The following is a 19,511-nucleotide window of genomic DNA, read 5'->3' as shown; positions in this document are numbered from 1 at the left end:
AAACCCTCTCTTCAGAGGGTTTTTTTATTCAAAACGGGATAATGCATAGCGGATGAAATGCAATCGCATTTGTAAATTCGGCAGCTTTGCTATCTGTGTATATGTAAAAAAATCTCTTCCAAATGTCTCTTCATTCCCAATGAAATCACATATTTTCTCCACCTCTGCTTGGTAATGAACTTGATAACTAATGGGATGAGGATATTTGTATCCATCCGGTTTTGGAGTGAATATCTCCATTTGTTGATAACCAATTAACAATGGATTTTTTATGCAAACTCTTGTCTCTTCCATGATTTCTCTTGCGAGTGTTTCTTCCAAACTCTCTCCCTTTTCCCTATGACCGCCTGGCAAATCCCATCCTCGAAATAAATTTGCAACAAGTATTTTTTTCTGATAGGTAACCACCCCAAAAACAGTTGTGACTTCTTCTATTGGCGGAAGTGTAGTTGTCAGTGTTTCCTTGACTTGATTTGGCGTTGGCAACCATGAAACATTCGAATATTTCTCCATTACTTTCATTTTCTTTCCCTTTCTATCTGTTTATTTGAACAATGCATACTCTTTTCATTAATAGCATGTTTTTATGCTATTATGAATAAGAAAGCGAAAAAAGTAATAAAAGAGGGGTGCAATGATAAGCATTTATGAATTAAAACCAAAGTTTCAAAATCTACTTCGACCACTTGTGCAAAAATTGGCGCATGCTGGAGTATCCGCAAATCAAGTTACTATTTTTGCTATGCTAGTATCCATTGTAACTGGATTTATCGTCTACGTTTTTTCCTCACATCCAGCTATTTTTGTAATCGTACCTATCATCTTGTTTATCCGTATGGCTTTAAATGCAATAGACGGGATGTTAGCGAGAGAACATAACATGAAATCTGCACTAGGTAACTTTCTCAATGAACTTGGTGATGTTATTTCCGATACGGCGATATACCTTCCTTTTGCTTTTCTTGCAAATATATCCACCCCCCTTGTCCTCACTGCCATCTTTCTGGCAATGTTCAGTGAAATGACTGGTGTTATGGGTGCTGTGGTTGGGGCATCACGCCGTTATGATGGTCCAATGGGGAAAAGTGATCGTGCATTTGTGTTTGGTATATTAGCGATTATTTTTGCTTGCGGGGTAACTGCTGGAGTTTGGACAAGCATTGTATTGATGGTGATTAATCTTCTCATGGTATGGAACATTTATTTCCGCATTGTACATGCATTAAAGGAGGCAAGACATTGAACAACATCCCGCACGGTTTGTTGGTTGTCTTTATTGGTATTTTTGCTGTACTTGTAATTGCGAGTATTATCACTTTCCTACTGACAAAAATGAAACCAAATACTAATTTTGATGAACTCATTCTTCGAATTAAGTCTTGGTGGATGATGGTAATTCTCTTCTCTATCGCTATTCTCATCAATCGCAATATTTCTATTTTATTTTTTGCCTTCTTAAGTTTCTTAGCACTCAAAGAATATTTTACTCTAATCCCAACAAATCGAGCACATCGATTAGTATTGTTTTTTGCTTATTTATCCATCCCTGTGCAGTTTTTCTGGATTTTTATGAAGTGGTATGGAATGTTTATTATCTTCATTCCTGTATATATGTTTTTGCTCATCCCGCTAGTTCTTATTTTTATTGGTGAGAATAAGGGATTTTTACGTTCTGTGGGTTCCATTCATTGGGGAATGATGATGATGCTTTTTGGTTTAAGCCATATATCCTATCTCCTCGTTCTTTCGTCTGAAAAGACAGCAGAAGCGGGCGGAGCAGGTCTGATCTTGTATTTGGTTGTGTTAACCCAAGGAAATGACGTCGCTCAATATTTATGGGGTAAATTGCTCGGTAAACACAAAGTAGTACCGAAAGTAAGCCCTAATAAAACTTGGGAAGGTTTAATCGGCGGTGTAACTACTACTGTTGGACTTGCTTTTTTACTGGCGCCATTTTTGACTCCATTAACTCCCTTGTATGTTCTCTTTTCAGGCTTGATCATCGGAATCGGCGGATTTATCGGTGATGTGAACATATCTGCTTTGAAACGGGATATCGGGGTGAAAGATAGTGGAAATACCATTCCTGGACATGGTGGGATCTTGGATCGCATTGATAGTCTGACTTTTACTGCTCCGATGTTTTTTCATTTTATTCGATACTTTTATTTCTAAGGAAAGGGGGGACTGGAAGTATCATAGGAATACTGCCTTTTCTAATGAATGTCATACGTATCTTGTTTTCGCTATTACTCATACGTCCATTAGTCCTTATCATTCTCGGAATCAGTGGGAAGTATCGATTTCGTTTACCAAAAAAAGGGCCGGCTATTATCGTCGCAAATCATAATTCCCATCTGGATACATTAGTGTTGATGACTTTATTTCCACTCACATTAACAAATCGCATACGACCAGTTGCTGCTGCTGATTACTTTTTAAAAAATAAACTCTTGGCTTGGTTTTCTTTACATATCATGCATATTCTTCCCATTCAACGCACTGGTGCCAAAAAAGTGGATGATTTATTTGCTGATGTCCATCAAGCGCTTAACAATGGAGATATTGTCATCTTGTATCCGGAAGGCAGTCGTGGGGAACCTGAAAAATTACAAAACTACAAATCAGGAATATTCCATCTTGCAAGAGGCTGCCCGGATGTCCCTATTTATCCTACCTTTATGCATGGACTAGGAAAGGCATTGCCCAAAGGGGAATATATTCTAGTTCCCTTTAACTGCAACGTATATGTAGGGGATGCTTTCTATTGGAGAGCAAGTAAAAAAGAATTTATGAATGAACTAAACAAACGAATGACTGAACTAGCAAGTAAGGGGGATTTTCATCCATGGGAATGATGATCGCCAGTCTCAGTTGGGGCTTCGCTGAAGCAACCCTTTTCTTTATTATCCCAGATGTTCTCCTCTCTGCTATTGCCTTAAAAAGTGGAAAAAAGGCTGTTATTGCTTGTTGTTATGCTTTATTAGGCGCACTGATTGGCGGAACAATCATGTTCTACTGGGGTGCATATGATCCATCAACTAGTAAGTATATCGTTGAAAAAGTTCCTTCGATTGATTTGATAAAGATGCAGGAAGTAAAAAACAGTATGTCTAATGATGGGTTAATCTCCATGATTTTAGGTCCAACAAAAGGTATTCCTTATAAAATATACGCGATTACCGCTTCCGATGCAGGAATCTCTTTTCCGATGTTTTTTATTGCCAGCATTCCAGCACGGTTTGGTCGATTTTTGCTCGTCACTCTTGTATCTTGGTTAATTGGAAAATATGTGCTTCCTACATGGAATTTGAAGCAAAAGTATATTGCATGGGCAGTTATCTGGCTTATTATTTATGTGATTTATTTTTGGAACAATCCATCTTAAAATTGGTTTTAAGGCACATCGTGTCCCATCGAACTTTGGTAAATAGCAAACCATTGTTCTCTTGTCATCGTAAGTTTTGTTGCATCGATAGCAGCTTGAATACGATGTTTTTGACCAGAACCTACGATGGGCATGATCTTCGCGGGATGAAGCAAAAGCCAAGCATACAATACTTCATCCATCCCATTCGCCCCAAGCTCTGCCTGTACTTGTTGCAAGGTATGGCGCAATCGAGCAGCCTTTTCTTCTTTCGCATGGAATATCTGTCCTCCAGCAAGCGGTGACCATGCCATTGGAGAAATACGATATTTCATACACTTTTGCAGTGTTCCATCTTGAAAGTTTTCTAATTGATAAGCAGACAACTCCAATTGATTCGTAACCAATGGTTGTTTTACAAAAGACGCCAACATCTCAAAGTCATCCGATTTAAAGTTGGAAACACCAAAATAGCGCACTTTGCCTGCTTCGTACAGTTCATCAAAAGCCTCGGCTACTTCTTCAGGATTCATAAAAGGATCAGGGCGATGAATCAAGAGCAGATCGAGATAATCAGTTCGTAAATTTTTCAATGACTGGTCTACACTAATAAGAATATGTTCTTTACTTGTATTATAATGATGCGACAAATGGTGCGGTCGATGTGCTGATGGCAATACAATCCCACATTTGGTCACTAATTGAATTTTAGCCCGAAGTTCAGGCTGCAAAGCCAATGCATCCCCAAATAAGCCTTCACATGTGTAGTTTCCATATATATCAGCATGATCAAAAGTTGTTATCCCTTGATCGAAACAGAAATGAATTAAATCCAATAACTCATTTTTGGTAAATCCCCAATCTGCTAAGCGCCACAACCCATGAATGATCCGAGAAAAAGATAAATCATCTGCTAATTTCACCGTATCCATTTGCATTTGTTCCCTTCTAGTCTTTTGTTCTTTCTTTCATTGATAGGCTACAATGATTTCTGCTTGTCCATCTATCTGATAACTGCCCAGATTTGCAGGTAACACAATAAAATCACCTTTGCGATAAGGATAATTCTCGTCCGTTGTATGAAGTATACCTTGACCTGCGACAATACTGAGCAATAAAAAATTATCTTCCTGCTCAAAGCTTGTCCTGTCTGTTATTATCCATTTTTCTACGGTAAAAAACTCATTCGTTATATAACGGATGATCTGAGCTGCTCCATGCATAAATACTTTCGGTTCCACTCGATAATCCACATGAGGAAATGTCATTACATCTAGTGCTTGTTGTCGATGCAACTCACGATTTACACCAGATGAGTCAGTGCGTTCATAATCATATATACGATAAGTTAAATCCGAGTTTTGTTGCGTTTCTAATATAAGTGTTCCTGCTCCTAGTGCATGAATGGTACCACTCGGTACATAAAAGAAATCGCCGGGATGTACGACCTTTTTTTTCCACAATTGCTCGTATTGCTCGTGTTCCAGCTGCTCTATCCAGTTTTCTTTACTATCTGCTTGATGTCCATAAATAATCTCTGCTCCTTCTTTGCAATCGATTACATACCAGCATTCTGTTTTCCCATTAGCACCGTTTTCATACCTGTCAGCATACTTATCATCTGGATGTACTTGTATCGAAAGATCCATCTTTGCATCCAATATTTTTGTCATGAGCGGAAATGATGCCGCTTGCTGATTGCCAAACAGTTCTTGGTGCTTCTCCCATAGATCACCTAATAATTTTCCTTGATATATACCATTTTTTACAATGCTTTGTCCATGCGGATGAGCTGAGATTCCCCAGCATTCACCAATATGCTCACCTTTTATATCATAAGCAAATACATCTCGGATCGCAGTGCCACCCCAAATGCGTTCTTTGAATACAGGCAGCAAAAAAATTGGATATGTTTTCATGATGTTTTCCTCCCAAGATGTTCAATTCCACATTTAATAAACGAATATTTTTCTATATAATTTTTATGAGTAAATACCAGTTAATTGTGCAGCTCCTATCACACCAGCTTTGGAACCCAATTGTGCCAATGTGATTTTGGTCTTTCCTCGAAGCCATGGGTACACAAACTCATCTGTGGCAATAATAAGATCAGATAATTTATGTTCATATGAATTCATTACTCCACCACCCAAAACGATATGATGCGGATTAAAGGATTGAATAATCGCAGCTAGTCCAATAGAGAGATAATGCTTGTTTTCTTGTACAATTTGTAAAGCGCTTTCATTTCCTTGTTCTGCAAGTTTAAATATTTCTTTTGCAGTTACATTCCAATTGCAAAGTTTTTGCGCTTGTTTTGCGATCGCCGTACCACTTGCGAGCTCTTCAAATGTAGCCGCTTCGGAAGCATATACATTAGGAAGCATGATATGGCCCACTTCCCCAGTACAATTCATTGCACCTCGGATTAGCTGACGATCTACTACATATCCGCCGCCTATCCCTGTACTTACCGTCAAATAAAAAACGGTATCAGCTTCCCTCCCTGCACCAAAACATGCTTCTGCTAGTGCTGCTACATTTGCATCATTATCTAAATAAACCGGCAACATAAACGACTGATGCACAATATCTCTTAATGCAACACCATCCCACCCTGGTAAATTTGGCGGAGAATATATTACGCCATCATATAATGGACCAGGACATCCTATCCCTATACCAATAACAGAATGATTTTGGAGTAAATTTGTAATCATTTGCTTCATCTTGCTTATTACATATTGTGAACCCTTGTCAGCCTCTGTCTGTGCGTTGGACTCATCGATAATGTTACCCATACTGTCAATGACAGCTGCTCGCATTTGTGTTCCACCTAGATCAATACCGATTGCATAACGTGTCATCCAAAATTCGCCTCCTTGTATTGAGTGCTTGGAATGAAAGGCCTGGCATCTTCTCAATAACAAATATAATATATTTTTATAATAAAAGTATATACTTTTAAACATAAAGTATATATAATCAGATTCAGGAAATGTAAGCGCTTTATCAAAAAGGAGTGAATCACCATGAAAAAAATATTACTAGCATGCAGTTCTGGAATGTCTACCAGCATCTTGGTTGCCAAAATGAGAGAATATGCAAAACAAATTGGCTTTGATGCAGAAATATGGGCTGTTGGACAGGACCAAGCGGAAGCTGAAATGGAAAAGGCCGATGTCGTGTTAATCGGTCCGCAAATGCGCTTTTTAAAAGAATCGCTTGCTGCTGCTGCTCAAAAACATGGGATTAATTTAGATGTAATCGATATGAGAGCTTATGGTTTAGCAGATGGAAAAACGGCATTGGAGCAAGCGATTCAACTAATGGAGGCATAAAACATGGAAAAACAACAACCCGATACACTCCAAGCAGCAAAATCGATAGAAATTACTGCAATGCAGATGATTTACCATAGCGGAAATGCCCGAAGTAATCTAATCATGGCACTTCGAGAATGTAGAGAAAAAAATTATGGAAAAGGAAAAGAACTGTTAAAAGAGGCAGAACAGATGCTATCAGAGGCAAACCAAACACATGGGCATCTGATCCAAAAAGAAGCCGCGGGAGAAGGAACTGATTTTTCTTTATTACTCATGCATGCAGAAGATCATCTCATGTCTACTATTACCATGAAAGAGATGATTAAAGAGTTAGTTCACATATTTGAGAGTAGATAAGGATGTGGGGAAATGAACGCAGTAATGAATTGGATGAATCGCTTCTTGTTGCCTGTTGCTGGAAAATTAAATAACAATCGTTATTTAACTGTTCTTCGTAATGCTTTCTTGCTCAGTCTGCCTTTGACCGTTTTTGGTTCAATTGCGGTAGTTATCGCCAATCTTCCTTTTCTAAAAAACTTTATAAATGAAAACGGGGTAAGTGAGTTACAAAAGCTACTAGGCCCTGCTTCTCAGGCGACGATGAGCATCATGACGCTATTTGTTGTCTTTGGTATAGGATATTATTTATCAAAATCATACAATGTAGAGGCTGTATTTGGAGCAGTGGTAGCCGTTTCCTCCTTTCTAATCGTCACACCATTCACAACCGTTTTGGAAAACAAAACCGTTGTTGAAGAAGTTATCCCTCTCGATCGTCTTGGTGCGAAAGGGATGTTTGTTGGAATGTTAGTTGGTTTTCTAGCAATCGAAATCTATCGAAGACTTGTCCAAAAAAATTGGACAATCAAGATGCCTCAAGGAGTTCCGGAAGCAGTTTCCAAATCTTTTGCTTCCTTGATTCCAGCAATTGTAACTTTAATGGTGTTCCTCATCGTCAATATTGTTTTTCAATTCACTCCATACGGCAATATTCATGACTTTATTTATACCTTGTTGCAAGCTCCGCTCGTAGGACTTGGCGGCAGTTTACCAGCTACATTGATTGCAATCTTCTTCATTCAAATTCTTTGGTTCTTTGGTCTGCATGGGCAAATCATTGTAAATTCGGTGATGGATCCTATTTGGAATACCCTCGCTTTGGATAATTTAGATAAACTCAATCACCATCAAGCACTTCCACATGTTGTTACAAAATCATTTATGGACATTTTTACTGTAGGTATGGGCGGAACGGGAATGACTTTGGCTGTAATCGTTTCTATTTTAATCTTTGCCAAGAGTAAACAAATGAAACAAGTTGCAAAAGTTGGTGTTGGACCTGGTATTTTCAATGTTAATGAACCGATTATTTTTGGATTGCCGATCGTTATGAACCCGCTTATTCTTGTACCTTGGTTTTTAGCGCCATTGGTTGTTGTCACTGTAACATACTTTGCCATGAGTACTGGACTTGTGCCGCTGACAACTGGTGTAACCGTTCCATGGACAGTACCGATTGTCATCAGTGGTTATTTAGCGACCAACTCCATTGCCGGCAGTATTTTACAAATTGTTAACTTTGCCATTGTTATGGTTATCTGGATTCCATTCTTGTTATTTATCGATCGCATGAATATACGGAAGGAAAAAGAAACACAAGAAAATGTAATAGAAATGAAAAAACAATAAGAAAAATGGGAGAAAGATAGGTTGTATTAGGAGGAATAATCATGCAAAAAATAACGTTTCCAGCCGACTTTTGGTGGGGTACTGCTGCTTCTGCAACCCAGACAGAAGGAGCACAAAAAGAGGGTGGAAAAGGAAAGAACATATGGGATCATTGGTATGAGCAAGAACCATGGCGCTTTTTCCATGAAGTTGGACCAGAAGTCACTTCTGATTTCTATCACCGTTATCAAGAAGATATCGCTTTAATGAAGGAACTCGGTCACAATTCATTCCGTTTATCTATCTCTTGGTCTCGCTTAATTCCACAAGGAGCGGGGGAAGTCAATCAAGAAGCAGTTGCGTTTTACCGCGAAGTGATTACCACGCTTCGCAAAAACGATATCGTACCCTTCGTCGGTCTCTTTCACTTTGACATGCCTTGGGAAATGCAAAAAATAGGCGGTTGGGAAAACCGAGAAGTGGTGGATGCTTATGTTTCTTACACCAAAACTTGCTTTGCATTGTTTGGAGATATCGTTGACAAGTGGTTTACCCATAACGAACCAATTGTTCCTGTAGAGGGCGGGTATCTCTATGACTTTCATTATCCAAATGTAGTTGATTTTCGACGGGCGGTTCAAGTTGCATACCATCTTATATTGTCAAATGCATTAGCAATTAAAGCATATCGTGAAACAAAGCAAACCGGTAAGATTGGCATTGTCTTAAATTTAACACCATCTTATCCGCGCAGCAGTCATCCAGCAGATCTCAAAGCATCACATATCGCAGATTTGTTTTTTAACCGCTCTTTTTTAGATCCTGCTGTAAAAGGAGAACTGCCAGCTGATCTCATTCAGTTGTTAAAAGAGCATGATTATCTTCCCATAACTTCTGAGGAAGATTTAGCGGACATCAAAGCAAACAAGGTTGATATATTAGGTGTAAATTATTATCAACCACGTCGTGTAAAAGCAAAAGAAAATTTACCAAATCCAGAGGCTCCTTTTCTGCCTGAGCATTTCTTCGATTACTATGTCATGCCCGGAAGAAAACTAAATGTCCATCGCGGATGGGAGATATATGAGAAAGGTATTTATGACATACTAACTAATTTGCGAGATAACTACGGCAATATCGAATGTTTTATCTCCGAAAATGGAATGGGTGTGGAGAACGAAGAACGTTTTATTCGAGATGGAGAAATTCAAGATGAATACCGTATTCAATTTATTAAAGGACACCTTACTTGGGTACACAGAGCTTTGAAGGAAGGTTCCAATGTAAGAGGGTATCATCTCTGGACATTTATGGATAACTGGTCATGGACAAATGCATACAAAAACCGTTATGGATTTGTATCTGTCGACTTAGCTAATGACCGAAAACGAACGGTAAAAAAAAGTGGTCACTGGTTCAAAGAAGTTATCCAAAAAAATGGTTTTGAAGAGTGAAAATGTATATACTTTTGGATAGTGCTAATTGAATTTTGGTGATGAGATGAAAAAGTATCAACAAATCGCAGATGACTTGCGAGATCGAATCAAACGAAAAGTATATGATCCTATGCGGCCAATGCCCGATGAAATGACACTATGTAAAGAATTCGACTGTAGCAGGATGACAATAAAAAAAGCTTTTGATGTATTGGTGCGTGAAGGGCTTGTTTTTCGAAAACGAGGTCATGGAACATTTGTCATCCAATCCTCTTTAAATGAAAGCCTTCATATCATCAACAGTCAAAGCGTCAAAGGACTCACCAGATCAGTAGGATCGCAAAAAGTAGAGAGTCATGTGGTAGAATTTAAAGTGGAACTTGCTGATTCACTCATATCTTCACGATTAAATATCGAGAACAGAAGCCCTGTCTACAAAATAATTCGTCTGCGTTCCTTGGAAGGTACACCATATGTGATCGAAAAAACATATATGCCTACTTCCGTCATTACTAGTTTGGATGAATCCGTTCTCTATGCCTCTATATACAATTATATTGAAACACAATTACAGCTGACGATAAAAAGTGCTCATAAAATCATACGTGCAGACAAACCAAACGAAATGGATAAAAAATATTTGCACTGCAAAGAATATGATCCTGTGTTAGAAGTGGAACAAATAGCATTTCTGGACAATGGAACGATCTTTGAATACTCCTTTTCTCGGCATCGTTATGACAAGTTCGAATTTCACTCGTTTTCCGTGCAGAAATGAGCATCGACGACGGACATTATTTGAAAATGTCCGTCGTCTTTTGATTAGCTACTCAGTGTGTATTGAAATAGTCAAGCATTCCCATGCAGTCTTTGCAATTGCTCGCTTTCTTCCCACGAACGAGTTCATAATTCTCTCGAAAACGTACAATCTGCACAATCCTACCCTTAGAGAAAGCATCAGTACCAGCAGGATTATGACAGTATGCATATGCACCATCTGATGCGAAGTAATGCATCTCATTTCCTTCTTCGTCTAGATAAACTTCACCAAAGGCAGCCATGTTCCCTCCAAGGCAGTCGTAGCTGATCTTATTTAACGTAATCTTTCTTCCTATTGTAGTCAAGAAACAAAATGAAAAAACCAATGTCCCTTTACAAGGAACATTGGTCTACAATAACATCAAGAAACCTGCACACCTGTCATATCTGACACCAAATCGAGCAATTGGAAGCCCATTTGATGTTTTTCCATTACTCCAGTTAAAAAACGAGAAAGAGACTCTCTTTGCTCCTCTGTTTCATAAAAACAAATCATCGTTGGTCCTGCTCCACTTAAAGCTGCACCAAGTGCTCCATGCGAAGAAGCGTCAGCTAAAATTTCAGACAAACCGGGCACCAGATCAGCACGGTATGGCTGATGAATTTTATCTTTCATTGCTTCCGCTAATAAATCCAATCGATTTTGGGCAAGAGCCGCTACAAGCAAACTGCTATGTCCTATTGTAAAAACAGCATCTTGTTTTTCATACACAGCCGGCAAAGCAGATCGAGCTTTGTCTGTTGACAGCCAAAAATCTGGGATTACTGCTAAAACACGCAAAGCAGGTGGAATAGGCAAACGAACGTAAGGAATAGGTACGGTAACATCTTCCGGCATGACAGAAACAATAATCCCACCAAACAAAGAAGCACCGACATTATCGGGATGCCCTTCCCATTTTGCAGCAATGGCAAAAAGTTCATCATCTGTAAAAGGTTTATCTGCCAATATGTTCGCTGCAACCAACGCTCCTACAATGGCTGCTGCACTACTTCCTAACCCACGAGTAAGAGGGATTTCTGAGTTTACTTCTATTCGCAGTTCTGGAACTGGTAAATTTGCCAACTGATATAAATGTGCAGCTACTTGATAGAGGAGGTTTGATTTATCGGTTGGAAGTTTTGCTAAATGTTCTCCATGTACTTGAATCAATGTAGTTGATGCAACTTCCATGTGAATGACTGTATAGAGTCCAAAAGCCATCCCAACGGAATCAAAACCTGGCCCCATATTTGCTGTGCTTGCTGGTACCTTTACTGTTATTCCCTGTTGACTCATGCTCTTTCTTACCCTCTCTATTTCGATATCAACGACATAACTGCCTCTCGTGTAGCCGGGACTGTTTCAGGCTGCTCGGCGATTGTGTTCAAGGCATTGTTTGGATCTTTTAGCCCATTACCTGTGAGGACACAGACTACTGTTGCGTTATCGGCGATTTTCCCTGCTTTGCGTTGTTTCATCACTCCCGCGATAGAAGCAGCAGATGCCGGTTCACAGAAAACACCCTCTGTACTTGCTAGCTTTTGGTAAGCAGCGAGGATTTCTTCATCCGTTACTGCATCGATCAAGCCATTGGATTCCTCTAATGCATTCAGTGCTCCCTCTTTACTCGCAGGATTGCCAATACGAATTGCAGTGGCTACTGTTTCTGGATTTTCAATCGTTTTACCATAGACGAGAGGTGCAGAGCCATCTGCTTGGAAACCGTACATTTGCGGTAAAGAATGGATAATGCCTGCTTGTTTATATTCCTTAAAGCCTTTCCAGTAAGCGGTGATATTCCCAGCATTCCCTACGGGGATTGCTAAAATATCTGGTGCTTGATCGAGTACATCGCATATCTCAAATGCAGATGTTTTTTGTCCTTCAATACGATAGGGATTAACGGAATTCACTAAGGTAATTGGCTCTTCAGCGGTGATATCACGCACAATATTTAATGCCTCATCAAAGTTCCCATCAATAGCAATTACTTCTGCACCATAAATAATTGCTTGTGCTAACTTACCAAGGGCAATATTTCCACTCGGAATCAACACAATACAACGCAGACCAGCACGCGCAGCATATGCAGCAGCGGCAGCTGAAGTATTGCCTGTGGATGCACACATGATCGTATTGCTGCCTTCTTCGATTGCTTTGGCAACAGCCATTACCATACCGCGGTCTTTAAACGATCCAGTGGGGTTTAATCCTTCATATTTGACATAAAGGTTAATACCCAATTCTTTGGAGAGAGAAGCAGCATGAATGAGAGGAGTATCCCCTTCATGTAAACTTAATCTTGGTGTTTGTTCGTTTACAGGTAAAAATTGTTCATAGCGTTCGATAATACCAAACTTTTTCTCCCTTTTTGTTATAGCGCTCATTTGCTCTCTCCCTCCAAGCGATAGGTACTTTTCAACTCATAAATCATATCGATATATTCCATCTTTTTGATGACTTCATCCATATCCGCTTTTGCAGAGGTATGGGTAACAAGGATTATTTCTGCTTGTTTTCCACCGTTATAGGGCTGTTGAACAATCTGTTTAAAAGAGATATTGTGATCTGCAAAAAGCTGAGTCACCTTCGCCAACACGCCGCGCTGATCAGCAACGATCATCCGTAAAAAATATTTTGAATATTTTTCCTCATCAGATTTGAGCTGCTTTTCCCCATAAGGAGCCACCACGCCAAGTCCGTTGGTTCCCAGTTTCATATTTTTCACGACAGCAACAAGATCAGAAACAACGGAAGTAGCGGTCGGTAACTCCCCTGCCCCCGGTCCATAAAACATCGTTTCCCCCACTGCATCTCCATAAATATAAACAGCATTAAAAACATCATTGACGGACGCTAAAGGATGGGACTTGTGCACCATCGTCGGCTGTACACTCACTTCAATTTTGTTATTTTTGCGTTCAGCAATTCCCAGCAGCTTTAATTCATAACCAAGTGATTTCCCATATGCGATGTCTTCTTTGGTAACACTGCTGATTCCTTTTACATCTACTTCATCTAAATTCATAGCAACACGAAAACCAAGCGTCGAGAGAATTGCCATCTTTCTGGCAGCATCATATCCTTCGACATCAGCAGTTGGATCCGCTTCTGCATAGCCTAAAGCTTGCGCCTCTGCCAATACCTCTTGGTAATCCATGCCTTCTTTACTCATTTTGCTGAGCATGTAGTTGGTTGTACCATTAACTATGCCCATCATTTTATTGATACGATCAGAAGAAAGTCCTTCAACCAGTGTCCGTAAAATCGGGATTCCACCGGCAACACTAGCTTCATAAAAAACATCACAGCTATTTTCCTGTGCTTTGCGCAAAATCTCTCCGCCATGCAATGCCATCAAATCTTTGTTTGCTGTGATGACATGTTTGTTTTGCTCCAACGCGGTTAATATATATGCTTTAGTAGGCTCAATGCCGCCCATTACTTCCACAATTACATCAATTTCATCATCCAATAAAATATCATCTATGTTGGTAGTTAACATATTTGCAGGGGTAGAAATGTCTCTCGACTTATGTAGATCTTTCACAAAAATACGATGAATTTCTATGTGCAATCCGGTTTGTTTCCATAAATCTTCTTGATGGGCGCGAATAATTCGGTAGACACCTGTTCCAACCGTACCCAATCCCAGCAATCCTACTTTTACTAAACTCTTCTCCATCACTTCTATCCCTCCTATGATCAAAATATAAAAACTCGCTCCTGAAAAATTTTAATAAGGAGCGAAACTAATTCCTACCATTATATCAGGATATATATGGAACAACCAACCCTTTTTAGGAACAGGAAAAATATAGTTTTTAGCGTTTAGCTCTTTCACACTCTATAAAAACGAACAAAAACTCAGAAGTATTAAATAATGAACGGATTTAACTCCATTGATACTCGTAATATTATTGGAGAAGTTTTGATCTTGTAAAACGTCTGGATCAAATAAAAAAGTACAAGATGCCATCAATCCCTCCATTCAGGAAAGGATTCATATCACGAAAGGGACCAATATTCGTGTTACAGATATCATACCTCATGAATGCTAATTATTTTATTCCCCATCATTCTGTTCCTTTAGGTTGATGGCTATATGTTTAGCCACCCATTACGGGTGCCAGGCCCGCCGCCACAACCACTAACACGTCTTTCACCATCGCTTCTGCCTTGCGATTTTGAGGATTTCGACTCCACTGTACAGCTGACCCCAATATGCCCCAACTTATGACAAGGGCCGTGGTTTCCACAATCTCAGGCGAAACAGGAGTATTCGAATCTTCACTCAACCATTTGAACAGGATTTGATAAATTTCTTTTTGCATCGCAATTTCTAACAGCGGTTCAAACTGACTGTTCGCTGGAATCATATATTGTCGATTATGAGCAAGAAAAACGAAAACAGTTAGAATTAGGGTTTTCAAGCTACTAATATCCGAAATTGAGAAATCTGGTAAAGACTCTCTCAGTTTCCTCTGAAATTTCCCCCTCATCCAACACTCAAGAAATGCATATTTATCTTCGAAGTGCGCATAAAATGTGGCGCGGTTTACAGTCGCTCGATCAGTAATGTCTTGCACCGAAATAGAATAAATATTTTTCTTTTGTTCAAGCAACTCCATAAAGGACTGCATTAACAACTGACGCGTGCGTTTCACACGAGGATCATTTGCGTTTACTGGCATGTTCCACTACACTCCTCAATTTAAGATGACATAGGATTTCACTGCATACATAAAACCATGAAAATTCGAAACTCAAAGACAACAAAAACGCATGAATGTTGTCTATACAACGATAAAGACCATTTGCTGATTGCCCCCGATTGTTCAAACAACTTATATTCATTATACAGTGTTGTCTAAGCAACACTGTTATGTTTTTATCTTGAAGGTTTAGATAAGTCATTTAAGACTGGAAAAATGCAAGAAAGGATGTTGGATGTGAAAGAAATGATGAAAGCACAATTTGGAGAACCCAGTGTCAATAGCGCTTTTTCTTGGAGGTGGTATATATGATCGTCATCACCACTCCTACCGGACAGATCGGCCATCAAGTACTTGATAACGTTCTTGATAGCAACATGCCGATCCGTGTGATCACGCGTGATCCCTCCCGTTTGTCCCTGAAGGCTCGCGGGCGTGTCGAAGTAGTGCAGGGATCAATGACTGACATCGATATCCTCACCGAGGCGTTCACGGGCACCGATTCCGTTTTTTGGTTGCTGCCTCCCAACCCTAATGCAGCGAGCTTCAATAGCCACATGCAGAAATTCACCCGTCCTTTGTGTAAGGCCATCACAAGGACGAACATCAAGCGCTTGATCTACGTTGCAGGACTGGGCCACAAGGAAGCCTCATATGCGGATTCGACAGGACAAGTGATGGATGAGATGATCGAAAAAACCGGTGTAAGCTGTCGAGTGCTGCGGATGCCGGCGTTCATGGAAAATCTCCTTTGGCAGATCAAACCGATCAAGCATCAAGGTATGTTCTTCTACCCCATTTCTGGAGATCATAAGCTCCCTACCTGTGCCACTCGCGATATCGCCGCCGTCGCGGCGAGACTATTGCTGGACGATTCTTGGAGCGGGCAGGACTACATCCCGATCCTTGGCTACGAGGATCTGTCCTACAATGAAATGGCTCAGATCATGTCCGAGGTGCTCCAGCGACCTATCCGCTATCAGCAGGTTTCCAGCGAAACATACAAAACCAATCTGATGCAGAACGGATCGACTGAGGCATCAGCACAATGGCTGGTTAATTTGCTGGTAGCGATTGATGGGGGTCTCTACAACACCGAGCCACGCACCTCTGAATCCACCACCTCTACCAGTTTCCGTCAATGGTGTGAGGAAGTGCTCAAGCCAGCCGTCCTGTCCTAGTGTGAAGAGCAAGCTTTAAGCTTCCTAATAAAATTTGAACTGGAGATGTGGGAAGATTTCAACAAGAGCGAATAAAGCAACTAAGTATTTTGCATATTTTCATCAACAAAAAACAGGCATGCCTCATTTGTAGGCATGCCTGTTTCATTACATTAACATGGTATTGTATAACATAATCCAAATCGAACCAGCTACAATTGTCACGGCTACAAATACACCAAATGCGATATTAATCACTTGATAAACTCGCTCTTTGCTTTCCCATATGTGCATGAAATAGATGAGCTGCACGAGAAACTGTAAAACTGCTAAGACCAAAAGAACAGTTATTTTCATCGACATAGGCAATGATGTGTATAACATGTCGACAAAGGCGAGAACAGTTAGCACCAAAGAAAAAATGTAGCCGACAATATGTGGTTTTGCACTATGATGTTGTTCCATTTATGCCACCCCCAACAAATAAATCGTGCTGAAGAGGAAAATCCAGACTACATCAAGGAAGTGCCAGTATAATCCAGTCATAAAGATTTTTCTTGCTGTTACAGGCGTAAAACCGCGCTTGCTTACCTGGATCATCACTCCTGTAATCCATATGATCCCGAGTGTTACGTGTAATCCGTGTGTTCCTACAAGCGTGAAAAAGGAAGAGAGAAATGCGCTCCTTGTTGGACCTGCGCCCATTTCTACCAGTGTGATAAACTCTTTAATCTCTAAGATCAAAAATCCAAGTCCCAATAATAAGGTGATAATCGTCCAGAACAAGTAACCTTTTTTGGAACTTTTTCGCATTGCTAAAATAGCTAGTCCACACGTAAAACTACTAGTCAATAAGAAAAATGTCTCCATAGCAAAGATTGGAATCTCAAACAAATCTTTTCCAGCTGGACCTCCCGCTGTCTGATGTACTAGTACAAAATACGTAGCAAAGAGAGTCGAGAACAGCACGATCTCCGCACCGAGAAATATCCAGAAACCAAAAATCTTTAATCTTCCTTCTTCTGATTTGTATTCCAATGGTTGATATTCTTTCGTTTGGGTAGTCGTTTCCATGTTCACACCCTCCTTCCTGCTGCTAGTTCCGTCTTTTTCACTTCTTCTACTGGAATATAATAATCACGGTCATAGTCATTAAAAGAACGCCAGATCATAACAATTACCGCACCAAGCAGACCAAACGCTCCAACTTGTAACCATTCAAACACAAATCCAAAACCAGCTATAAACATAAATCCTGCCATAAATACAGGGAAACCTTCACTTTTCGGCATATGAATCGGTTTTAATTCGATCGGTTCTTCTTTTCCTTCGGCTCTTTCTTTTTTAATCAGATGGAATGCATCCAAACCTTTTACTTTTGGAATAACAGCGAAGTTATACTCTGCAGCAGGAGATGTGGTCATCCATTCCAATGTACGTCCATTCCAAGGATCTCCAGTGGTATCTCTTTCTCCTTTGCGGAAGCTATAAATCATATTCCAAACTAATATGATAAACCCAATTCCCATCGCAAATGCACCGATCGTCGCGATTAAGTTCCACGATTCCCATCCTAATCCTGCTGGATAAGTGTATACACGTCTCGTCATACCTTTGAGACCAAGAATATACATGGGAATAAAACAGAGATTAAATCCAACAATAAACCACCAGAAAGCCCATTTTCCTAAACGTTCATTTAATAAGAAACCAAACATTTTTGGCCAATAATAAATCAATCCTGCGATACAGCCAAAAACGGTTCCACCGATCAATACATAATGGAAGTGACTGATGAGAAAATAACTATTGTGATACTGATAATCAGCAGGAGCTACAGACAACATGACACCTGTTATCCCGCCAACTAGGAAGATAGGAATAAAACCTAAGGCCCACAGCATTGGCGTTTTAAACTCAACTCTTCCTTTATAAAGCGTAAATAACCAGTTAAATACCTTCACACCAGTGGGAATCGCAATCAACATCGTAGAGATTGAGAAAATCGAATTAACCCAAGGTCCTGATCCCATGGTGAAAAAGTGGTGAACCCAGACCAAAAAGCTCAATGCTGATATCGCCAGCATGGAGTAGACCATTGCGCTGTAACCAAATAACTTTTTCCGTGCAAATGTACTAAATATTTCGGAGAACAGACCAAATGCCGGCAAAATAACAATGTATACTTCTGGATGTCCCCAAATCCAGAACAGATTCGCCCACATCATCGGGCTTCCCCCGCCAACAAGGGTAAAGAAGTGGAAACCAAATATCCGATCAAGCGTTAGCAGTGCTAAAGCAATGGTCAGTACTGGAAACGCAAAGATGATAATGACGGAAGTGATCAGCGTTGACCATGAAAACAATGGCATCCGCCACAATTTCATTCCTGGAGCACGCATTTTGAGAATGGTAACCAAGAAGTTAATTCCTGTTAACAAGGTACCGATCCCAGCAATCTGCAAACCTAATAAATAATAGTTTTGTCCTACACCTGGATCTAGTTCATTCCCTGCTAATGGAGTATAACTAGTCCATCCAGCATCAGGAGAGCCCCCAATAACAAAGGAGATATTAAATAAGAAACATCCAACTGCAAACATCCAAAAACTAACTGCGTTTAATGCTGGAAAAGCAACGTCTCTTGCCCCGATCTGCAATGGTACTGCAACGTTCATTAGACCAATAATAAACGGCATTGCCATAAACAAAATCATAATGGTTCCGTGCGTGGTGAAAATCTGATTGTAGTGCTCTGCATTTAAAAAATTTAAATTTGGAGCAGTTAACTGCATCCGCATTAAAATCGCGTCTACTCCACCTCGGAATAACATGAGTAAAGATGCTAATAGATACAAGATGCCAATCTTTTTATGATCGACCGTTGTCAGCCATTCACGCCAGAGCCAGCCCCATTTTTTGTAATACGTAAATACAAAGAGAATCGCTAGTGAAACCAATACAATCGATACATCCGCTCCATATATCAGAGGGTCGCCGGTGACAAAAAAATGTTCTGGCATTTTAAAGTTAAAGA

General features: G+C 40.0%; 22 protein-coding genes. 10 read left to right on the top strand and 12 right to left on the bottom strand.

The genetic code is table 11. The annotated features are described in order from the left end of the window. Positions 1-24: 24 nt before the first annotated feature. Complete coding sequence (locus AC5WOC_RS15025) at positions 25-522, bottom strand: NUDIX domain-containing protein (protein WP_496056224.1); 498 nt, start codon at positions 520-522, stop codon at positions 25-27. 112 nt (positions 523-634) lie between these two features. Between AC5WOC_RS15025 and AC5WOC_RS15020 the strand changes: the two genes are divergently transcribed. From AC5WOC_RS15020 to AC5WOC_RS15005, 4 genes are read left to right on the top strand one after another with little or no spacing between them, the layout of a single operon-like run. Then, positions 635-1,243 carry a CDP-alcohol phosphatidyltransferase family protein gene (locus AC5WOC_RS15020; protein ID WP_496056223.1) on the top strand — a complete coding sequence of 203 codons (609 nt, stop codon included), beginning with the start codon at positions 635-637 and terminating at the stop codon, positions 1,241-1,243. After that, entirely contained in the window at positions 1,240-2,175 is a 936-nt protein-coding gene (locus tag AC5WOC_RS15015) for a phosphatidate cytidylyltransferase (RefSeq protein WP_496056222.1), read from the top strand. The genes AC5WOC_RS15020 and AC5WOC_RS15015 overlap by 4 nt, the downstream gene beginning before the upstream one ends. Before the next feature lie 44 nt (positions 2,176-2,219). Further along, a complete protein-coding gene (locus AC5WOC_RS15010) occupies positions 2,220-2,858 on the top strand; it encodes a lysophospholipid acyltransferase family protein (protein ID WP_496056221.1) in 639 nt (212 codons plus the stop codon). After that, positions 2,849-3,388, top strand: coding sequence for a hypothetical protein (locus AC5WOC_RS15005; protein WP_496056220.1), 540 nt, complete (start codon positions 2,849-2,851; stop codon positions 3,386-3,388). Before AC5WOC_RS15010 ends, AC5WOC_RS15005 begins: the two co-directional genes overlap by 10 nt. Positions 3,389-3,396: 8 nt before the next feature. Here the strand turns inward: AC5WOC_RS15005 and AC5WOC_RS15000 are convergent, their stop codons facing one another. From AC5WOC_RS15000 to AC5WOC_RS14990, 3 genes are all read right to left on the bottom strand, one after another. After that, positions 3,397-4,299 carry an aldo/keto reductase gene (locus AC5WOC_RS15000; protein ID WP_496056231.1) on the bottom strand — a complete coding sequence of 301 codons (903 nt, stop codon included), beginning with the start codon at positions 4,297-4,299 and terminating at the stop codon, positions 3,397-3,399. A gap of 36 nt (positions 4,300-4,335) precedes the next feature. After that, the gene (gene manA, locus AC5WOC_RS14995; RefSeq protein ID WP_496056219.1) at positions 4,336-5,286 is read right to left on the bottom strand and encodes a mannose-6-phosphate isomerase, class I; all 951 of its coding nucleotides are present in this window, start codon (positions 5,284-5,286) and stop codon (positions 4,336-4,338) included. Positions 5,287-5,349: 63 nt separating this feature from the next. Then, on the bottom strand, positions 5,350-6,234 hold the full coding sequence (locus tag AC5WOC_RS14990) for an ROK family protein (protein ID WP_496056218.1): 885 nt from the start codon (positions 6,232-6,234) through the stop codon (positions 5,350-5,352). A 165-nt stretch (positions 6,235-6,399) separates the two neighbouring features. On the opposite strand from AC5WOC_RS14990, the gene AC5WOC_RS14985 reads away from it, so the two are divergent. Genes AC5WOC_RS14985 through AC5WOC_RS14965 form a run of 5 tightly spaced genes read left to right on the top strand, consistent with a single transcriptional unit; the run spans position 6,400 to position 10,575 of the window. Then, a complete protein-coding gene (locus tag AC5WOC_RS14985; RefSeq protein WP_496056217.1) occupies positions 6,400-6,708 on the top strand; it encodes a PTS sugar transporter subunit IIB in 309 nt (102 codons plus the stop codon). A gap of 3 nt (positions 6,709-6,711) precedes the next feature. Then, complete coding sequence (locus AC5WOC_RS14980) at positions 6,712-7,050, top strand: PTS sugar transporter subunit IIA (protein WP_496056216.1); 339 nt, start codon at positions 6,712-6,714, stop codon at positions 7,048-7,050. A 12-nt stretch (positions 7,051-7,062) separates the two neighbouring features. Next, positions 7,063-8,382, top strand: coding sequence for a PTS cellobiose transporter subunit IIC (gene celB / locus AC5WOC_RS14975; RefSeq protein ID WP_496056215.1), 1,320 nt, complete (start codon positions 7,063-7,065; stop codon positions 8,380-8,382). A gap of 41 nt (positions 8,383-8,423) precedes the next feature. Then, the gene (locus AC5WOC_RS14970) at positions 8,424-9,815 is read left to right on the top strand and encodes a glycoside hydrolase family 1 protein (protein ID WP_496056214.1); all 1,392 of its coding nucleotides are present in this window, start codon (positions 8,424-8,426) and stop codon (positions 9,813-9,815) included. 46 nt (positions 9,816-9,861) lie between these two features. Further along, positions 9,862-10,575, top strand: a complete 714-nt coding sequence (locus AC5WOC_RS14965; protein WP_496056213.1) for a GntR family transcriptional regulator — start codon at positions 9,862-9,864, stop codon at positions 10,573-10,575. Positions 10,576-10,627: 52 nt separating this feature from the next. Here AC5WOC_RS14965 and AC5WOC_RS14960 read toward each other — a convergent pair whose 3' ends face one another. From AC5WOC_RS14960 to AC5WOC_RS14940, 5 genes are all read right to left on the bottom strand, one after another. Next, positions 10,628-10,858: a hypothetical protein gene (locus AC5WOC_RS14960; protein WP_496056212.1), complete on the bottom strand. Its 231-nt coding sequence runs from the start codon at positions 10,856-10,858 to the stop codon at positions 10,628-10,630. Positions 10,859-10,977: 119 nt separating this feature from the next. After that, positions 10,978-11,895 carry a homoserine kinase gene (thrB, locus tag AC5WOC_RS14955; protein WP_496056211.1) on the bottom strand — a complete coding sequence of 306 codons (918 nt, stop codon included), beginning with the start codon at positions 11,893-11,895 and terminating at the stop codon, positions 10,978-10,980. Between the two features lie 17 nt (positions 11,896-11,912). Continuing rightward, positions 11,913-12,986, bottom strand: a complete 1,074-nt coding sequence (gene thrC, locus AC5WOC_RS14950) for a threonine synthase (RefSeq protein ID WP_496056210.1) — start codon at positions 12,984-12,986, stop codon at positions 11,913-11,915. After that, positions 12,983-14,284, bottom strand: a complete 1,302-nt coding sequence (locus AC5WOC_RS14945; protein ID WP_496056209.1) for a homoserine dehydrogenase — start codon at positions 14,282-14,284, stop codon at positions 12,983-12,985. Before AC5WOC_RS14945 ends, thrC begins: the two co-directional genes overlap by 4 nt. Before the next feature lie 424 nt (positions 14,285-14,708). Continuing rightward, positions 14,709-15,293 carry a TetR family transcriptional regulator gene (locus tag AC5WOC_RS14940; RefSeq protein WP_496056208.1) on the bottom strand — a complete coding sequence of 195 codons (585 nt, stop codon included), beginning with the start codon at positions 15,291-15,293 and terminating at the stop codon, positions 14,709-14,711. 329 nt (positions 15,294-15,622) lie between these two features. On the opposite strand from AC5WOC_RS14940, the gene AC5WOC_RS14935 reads away from it, so the two are divergent. Then, positions 15,623-16,495 (top strand): NmrA family NAD(P)-binding protein, encoded by an 873-nt coding sequence (locus tag AC5WOC_RS14935; protein ID WP_496056207.1) that lies wholly within the window; start codon positions 15,623-15,625, stop codon positions 16,493-16,495. Positions 16,496-16,642: 147 nt separating this feature from the next. Here the strand turns inward: AC5WOC_RS14935 and qoxD are convergent, their stop codons facing one another. The 3 genes from qoxD to qoxB are packed head-to-tail and all read right to left on the bottom strand — an operon-like array spanning position 16,643 to position 19,497. Then, positions 16,643-16,939: a cytochrome aa3 quinol oxidase subunit IV gene (gene qoxD, locus AC5WOC_RS14930; protein ID WP_496056206.1), complete on the bottom strand. Its 297-nt coding sequence runs from the start codon at positions 16,937-16,939 to the stop codon at positions 16,643-16,645. Beyond that, a complete protein-coding gene (gene qoxC, locus AC5WOC_RS14925) occupies positions 16,940-17,548 on the bottom strand; it encodes a cytochrome aa3 quinol oxidase subunit III (protein ID WP_496056205.1) in 609 nt (202 codons plus the stop codon). Positions 17,549-17,550: 2 nt separating this feature from the next. Next, the gene (gene qoxB, locus AC5WOC_RS14920) at positions 17,551-19,497 is read right to left on the bottom strand and encodes a cytochrome aa3 quinol oxidase subunit I (protein ID WP_496056230.1); all 1,947 of its coding nucleotides are present in this window, start codon (positions 19,495-19,497) and stop codon (positions 17,551-17,553) included. Positions 19,498-19,511: the final 14 nt, after the last annotated feature.

The organism is Shimazuella sp. NTD247, from assembly GCF_059510415.1.
Note: the sequence above shows the minus strand (reverse complement) of the source record. Positions and strands in the feature narration are given on the sequence as shown.

What these genes read in the sequence shown, in the direction of transcription:
- AC5WOC_RS15005 (WP_496056220.1), top strand. Translation starts at nt 2,849, where the DNA reads ATGGGAATGATGATCGCCAGTCTCAGTTGGGGCTTCGCTGAAGCAACC.
- AC5WOC_RS14935 (WP_496056207.1), top strand. Translation starts at nt 15,623, where the DNA reads ATGATCGTCATCACCACTCCTACCGGACAGATCGGCCATCAAGTACTT.
- qoxC (WP_496056205.1), bottom strand. Translation starts at nt 17,548, where the DNA reads ATGGAAACGACTACCCAAACGAAAGAATATCAACCATTGGAATACAAA.
- AC5WOC_RS14980 (WP_496056216.1), top strand. Translation starts at nt 6,712, where the DNA reads ATGGAAAAACAACAACCCGATACACTCCAAGCAGCAAAATCGATAGAA.
- AC5WOC_RS14965 (WP_496056213.1), top strand. Translation starts at nt 9,862, where the DNA reads ATGAAAAAGTATCAACAAATCGCAGATGACTTGCGAGATCGAATCAAA.
- AC5WOC_RS14970 (WP_496056214.1), top strand. Translation starts at nt 8,424, where the DNA reads ATGCAAAAAATAACGTTTCCAGCCGACTTTTGGTGGGGTACTGCTGCT.
- AC5WOC_RS15025 (WP_496056224.1), bottom strand. Translation starts at nt 522, where the DNA reads ATGAAAGTAATGGAGAAATATTCGAATGTTTCATGGTTGCCAACGCCA.
- thrB (WP_496056211.1), bottom strand. Translation starts at nt 11,895, where the DNA reads ATGAGTCAACAGGGAATAACAGTAAAGGTACCAGCAAGCACAGCAAAT.
- AC5WOC_RS15020 (WP_496056223.1), top strand. Translation starts at nt 635, where the DNA reads ATGATAAGCATTTATGAATTAAAACCAAAGTTTCAAAATCTACTTCGA.
- AC5WOC_RS14945 (WP_496056209.1), bottom strand. Translation starts at nt 14,284, where the DNA reads ATGGAGAAGAGTTTAGTAAAAGTAGGATTGCTGGGATTGGGTACGGTT.
- manA (WP_496056219.1), bottom strand. Translation starts at nt 5,286, where the DNA reads ATGAAAACATATCCAATTTTTTTGCTGCCTGTATTCAAAGAACGCATT.
- AC5WOC_RS14960 (WP_496056212.1), bottom strand. Translation starts at nt 10,858, where the DNA reads ATGGCTGCCTTTGGTGAAGTTTATCTAGACGAAGAAGGAAATGAGATG.
- AC5WOC_RS15010 (WP_496056221.1), top strand. Translation starts at nt 2,220, where the DNA reads ATGAATGTCATACGTATCTTGTTTTCGCTATTACTCATACGTCCATTA.
- celB (WP_496056215.1), top strand. Translation starts at nt 7,063, where the DNA reads ATGAACGCAGTAATGAATTGGATGAATCGCTTCTTGTTGCCTGTTGCT.
- qoxB (WP_496056230.1), bottom strand. Translation starts at nt 19,497, where the DNA reads ATGCCAGAACATTTTTTTGTCACCGGCGACCCTCTGATATATGGAGCG.
- AC5WOC_RS14940 (WP_496056208.1), bottom strand. Translation starts at nt 15,293, where the DNA reads ATGCCAGTAAACGCAAATGATCCTCGTGTGAAACGCACGCGTCAGTTG.
- thrC (WP_496056210.1), bottom strand. Translation starts at nt 12,986, where the DNA reads ATGAGCGCTATAACAAAAAGGGAGAAAAAGTTTGGTATTATCGAACGC.
- AC5WOC_RS15000 (WP_496056231.1), bottom strand. Translation starts at nt 4,299, where the DNA reads ATGGATACGGTGAAATTAGCAGATGATTTATCTTTTTCTCGGATCATT.
- AC5WOC_RS14985 (WP_496056217.1), top strand. Translation starts at nt 6,400, where the DNA reads ATGAAAAAAATATTACTAGCATGCAGTTCTGGAATGTCTACCAGCATC.
- qoxD (WP_496056206.1), bottom strand. Translation starts at nt 16,939, where the DNA reads ATGGAACAACATCATAGTGCAAAACCACATATTGTCGGCTACATTTTT.
- AC5WOC_RS14990 (WP_496056218.1), bottom strand. Translation starts at nt 6,234, where the DNA reads ATGACACGTTATGCAATCGGTATTGATCTAGGTGGAACACAAATGCGA.